The 4,765-nt window shown below is 65.4% G+C and carries 3 protein-coding genes and 1 pseudogene; all 4 read left to right on the top strand.

The features are described from left to right. Positions 1-1,353: 1,353 nt before the first annotated feature. A pseudogene (locus ACH4C6_RS35875) lies at positions 1,354-2,610 on the top strand (transposase); the annotation flags it as partial. Between the two features lie 164 nt (positions 2,611-2,774). Beyond that, a complete protein-coding gene (locus ACH4C6_RS35870) occupies positions 2,775-3,095 on the top strand; it encodes a hypothetical protein (RefSeq protein WP_398112778.1) in 321 nt (106 codons plus the stop codon). Between the two features lie 628 nt (positions 3,096-3,723). Then, positions 3,724-3,924 carry a hypothetical protein gene (locus ACH4C6_RS35865; protein ID WP_398112777.1) on the top strand — a complete coding sequence of 67 codons (201 nt, stop codon included), beginning with the start codon at positions 3,724-3,726 and terminating at the stop codon, positions 3,922-3,924. A gap of 290 nt (positions 3,925-4,214) precedes the next feature. After that, positions 4,215-4,673, top strand: coding sequence for a hypothetical protein (locus tag ACH4C6_RS35860; protein WP_398112776.1), 459 nt, complete (start codon positions 4,215-4,217; stop codon positions 4,671-4,673). The last annotated feature ends 92 nt before the right edge of the window (positions 4,674-4,765 follow it).

The following is a 4,765-nucleotide window of genomic DNA, read 5'->3' as shown; positions in this document are numbered from 1 at the left end:
GATGCCGTTCATGCCACAACGGACCCAGCTCGGCCACGAGTTCAGCGATCACGCCAGCCGACAGGCCCGTGATCCTCCGGTCGCTGATGACCGCTCCCCACCACACGACCATGATCGACGATCAGGAGCTCGACGCCTCACCGCCTACCGTGCACGAGCTCGTTAGGGGACCGGTTCGTAGGATTCCCCGTGATGAACGCTTGGCCTGTACGGCGCGTAGCTTTAGACAAGGCGGTTGCCGCTTCTCAGCGGCTGCACAGAGCAGCTGATTTACTGCCTGACGCCGCTCCCTCTAAGCGCATAGAAGGTGAAGAGGTGACTCGCACAAGATGGTAAGCATTGAGAAAATTGAAGTGTGGGAACAGGCGCATCATCTTGTAGATGCCCTAGCTTATCAAGACCCGAAAATACAATTTCATAAGGCGGCCCTATTTGCCGCGGTTCGGGGGATCGACGAGGCAACAAAAGAAGCGTTCGAGGATCTGGTGAAATCTGGCGTAATCGTGAAAGTGCGCAGGAACCCGTGGCGATGGGCCATCGGACAGCGGCGTCTCTATCGTGTTGACCAGGCAGCCCGGGCGCGCTACGTTGCAGCGTTGGCTCCTGCCCCCCCGTACGAGCCCTCGCCCCCTGTTTATTCGCCTTCCGCAATCACCACTTCTCGGCTCCCCCTGCCGAACAGCAAACCTTTGCCGCCCCCGCCAACACCCGCAAGCATCGTCCGTGACATCGTGGATTCAAATCATGAAGCCTTCCGAAGGTGGCAGCAGGCCCAGGGAAGAGAACCTGTAGTTGCCGATAAAAGAGATCGTGGCATATCGGCATCAGAGGACTCCCGCCGTCCCTCTGTAGCAACTGTAGCGCGGATAAGAAGCGAGGGAAACGAGTTCAGGAACCGACCAACCCCTCAGTCAATGGCCCAGATACCTCAGATCACACCCAGAAGTGTTCCGCGGAGAAGGACCTAACTTCGATCTTTCGTGGGGATCCGCTGATGGAGTCGGTGGACCCTTTCGGCCCGGTCGCGTCGGGTGGGCGCCGGGTTCCACTGCTTGGGATTGGGTGGTGCTGTCGTCGGGACGGTCGAAGGCAGCTGGGGGCGGTCGGGGGCAGGCAGGAGCGTGCGCCGTTCGAGGGCGGCGGTGATCTCGCTGGTCCAGGGCCCAGTGCCGGGGGAGGCAGGGAATCCTGCGTCGGTCGGTGGTGACCAGCTGAGCTTGTTCTTTATCTTCTAGCTTCGAACGGTGTCTCGAACTGGGTCGCTCACCAGGGAGTTCGCCGGACACGGGGGCGGCCTTCGTCTGATCATGTGCTCCGACCAAGGTGCACGTGACCAAGACGAAGGCCGTGAGGGTGAGTCTGCTGCCTGATGCTGTCCGGAGGGAAGCGTTCGCGGAAGCGTCACGCTTCCGGGGAGAGTTCTACGAGTGCCTGACCGCACGGCGCGATGAGTTGTTCGAGCTGATGGACGCCGTGTTGTGTGCGGACGGTGCGGTGAAGACCCCGGTGGATCTGACGCTGTTGCCCGAGCACCGTTGTAGGCACGGAGCAATGTACGGCGGTCTGAACCGGGGCCGGATCGACATTGAGCCTTTTCCAACTTGACTGTCCGGTCCGCCGATCATGCCGGCGGAGCGTTCCTCGCATGGCGGCCGATTGTGGATCTGCTGGTCACGGGCCTGTCACTAGCTGGCATCGCCACTCACCAGCAAGCCCATGACCAGGACAAACGTGAGGTTGGAAAAGGCTCATTGACCAGTCGCGGGCGGTGCTGGCCGGGCTGTCACTGCCGCGTTTCGACGGCGGGCGCCGGTCCTGGCCGTCGATGTTTCGCCGTGGCTGCGTTCGGACGCGCCGTGCTCGGCGGAGCGTTTGTTCTGTCACGTCTACGGCCGTGCGAAGACGGCGTCGCAGTTCATTCCGGGCTGGCCCTACTCCTTCGTCGCCGTGCTGGAGCCGGGAGCCACCTCCTGGACCACGATCCTGGACGCGGTCCGGCTGGGGCCGGTGGACGATGCGACCGCGGTCACCGCCGCCCAGCTACGAGGAGTCGTTGAACGGCTCATCGCCTTGGGCCAGTGGCAGAGCGGGGACCCGCATATCGTGATCGTCAGCGACGCCGGTTACGACGTCACCCGCCTGGCCTGCGTCCTGTGCGACTTGCCCGTCGAGCTGGTCGGCCGCGTCCGTTCCGACCGCGTCATGCGACTGCCGAAGCCGCCTCGTGTTCATGCCCTGAAGGGCGGCCGGCCGCCTAAGCACGGCCCAGGATTCCGCTTCGCCAAGCCGGAGACCTGGCCCGAGCCCGCGATCACCACGGTCACCGACACCACCAACTACGGCAAGGCCGAGACCCAGGCGTGGGACCGGGTCCACCCACGGCTCATCCACCGCTCCTCATGGCTCGACCACGACGGTGGACTCCCTGTGGTTGCAGGAACGTTGATCCGGTTGAAGGTCGAGCATCTGTCGAAGGACCGGGATGCCCCGCCGGTGTGGTTATGGTCCTCCAAGACCGGCGCCACACCGGACGACGTGGACCGATTCTGGCAGGCATTTCTCCGCCGCTTCGACCTGGAGCACACCTTCCGCTTCGCGAAGCAGACCCTGCGGTCCTGCGCTGCGCGCCGGACCGCCGGGGCCGGCGCTCTGCGGGCGCACCCACCGGCCCCGGTCGACAGCCCGCTGCGCGGACCATCGAGCCCTCGCCCCACCGCGCGGCCTCCTGGTCACTACCACGCCAGAACGAGGACCGAAAGGCGGGCCGCTCCTTCATGGACCCGATCACCTGTGCCCACGCCCACCCCTACACCGCTCAGCCGGACGGGACGTTCGCCTGCGCCTGCGGCCAACTCCTGGACGTCACCGACATCGAGCCGGACACCGGCCGTCTCTGGACGGTCGACAGCGCGGGTGTCCTGGTCCTGCTCGACGATCCGCGCGCTGCCCTGGCAGCGCTCCAGGGCGCCGTGCAGAACCTGCGCGAGGCCGCGGAGTACCCGTGCCCGCAAGCCGTCCGCGAGCAGGCCACACAGACGCTGCGGGGGGCGCTGGCGGCGCTGCGCGTGGCGGCAGCCCACGGCATCCGACCCTGAGACGTAAAGCGGCCGGTGCCCTCAGTCTGCCGAAGCGGGTGGCACAGGCACCGGCCAGCCAACAGCCCTTCAGAAAAAAGGCACCCCCAGCATATCGGTCCCGGGCGCATCCGCTGGCCTTCCCGCACGGCTCGACTCGCAGCCGCCCATGCGCCCTCCACGACCCGAGGGCGCAGCGACAGACACACCACCTGCGCGAGGAGCGCAGCACCGCGCGACAGCGCGCAGCAAAGCCCCTCTTTCCCGGGGTTGGTGCGCCGGGGCGCGGCGCAGGTCGCCGCCTGCCACGCGGGCGGCGCACCGACCGTCCGCTGCGCTCCCGCCCTCGCTGCGCGGCCTGGCCGCCGACGCGCTCAGCGAGGTCTACTTCCGCGACGGCGGCCGCCGCGCCGCAGGCCTCGCAGTGGAGTTCACCGATGTCGTGCTGGCGGAGTTCGACCTGTAGCAGCGAAGCGGCCGGCACCCGCAGTCCGCCGATGGCGGGTGGCACGGGTGCCGGCCGACTTAAGTCACCGCCCACGGGGACGCTGCTCGGCGGGCAGCCTACCGCGCCCCACCCGGGCAGTATAAAAATCCCGTACCGTTTTCTTGATGAACTGCCGGTAGTTCGCCGGACTCTGGAAGCCTCATGATCCGCGCCGGACGCCAGCACCTGGTGCGCACCCTCGCCGACCTCGCCGCGCAGCAGGGCATCGCCGTGCAGACCCTCCTCAACTCCGGCCAGCACCAGCAGGAGGGTTTCCCCGCCCCGCTGAACGCGGGCCGCACCCGGCTCTACGACGGCGAGCAGGTCGCGGCGTACCTGGCCGGCCGACCTGTCCCACCGTAGCCGGCAGCGGACCACGACGACCTCCTGGACCGCCAGGAAGCCGCCGCGCTGCGCAGGCCACCGGGAACTAAGCACAAAACAGCTCAGGCTGCCGCGGGCTCCCACTTCTGCGGGGCGAGTGCCGACCCAGCAAGCCAGGCCGCGGCGGACTCTGAGCTGATACCCGCCGGACGCTGCGACGCGCAGTCGCGGCGGGCAGCCGCATCCGGGGCCGAAATCTCGTGAACCGCTCAGGACCTATTGCCGTAAAGCCAGGGCGACCGTTTGAATACAGACCAGAAAGACAAAAAATGCGAAACAAGCCTATAATTGGACTCGCAGGACTTGCGCTTGCTGGCGCGGCAGTCCTTTCCGGCAGCCTTATTTTCGGGGGAGGTGGAGATGTGAAAAAAGCTGCGCAAGTCGAAACTCGCGCCAATACGCAAAGCTTGTGCCTTTTCGTGAATCGCATCAATGCGAACGCACCTCAAGACCCTCTCTGCACCCGCTCGGGTGGTTCCATTGGCGATCTTTCGAGCGAATCGATTGCGGGCGGAATCTATAATGACGCCATCACGGACGTGAAAAACGCAACGCCGCTTCGGTATTGCCTTTTCGAGGACGCCTTCTTTCAAGGTGACATCACCATGCTGCGCCCCAACGCTCGTGGTGAGGCCCATAATCTCGGCGGGGCGAATGACTCCGTCACCTCTCTGCGTCCTTGCACTGACAGAGACCTAGAGATCGTTCTCTCAGAAACGCCTAAGTGAACCTCTTTCATCCTGTGCCGTGGGGATGAAGTGGGCTGGTCAGGTGGGGTGATGTGACGAAGCCCCTCGTCGTTGGTGTGGTGATCTCACTC

Source organism: Streptomyces sp. NPDC017943 (assembly GCF_044328425.1).
Classification (GTDB): domain Bacteria; phylum Actinomycetota; class Actinomycetes; order Streptomycetales; family Streptomycetaceae; genus Streptomyces; species Streptomyces djakartensis_A.
Note: the sequence above shows the minus strand (reverse complement) of the source record. Positions and strands in the feature narration are given on the sequence as shown.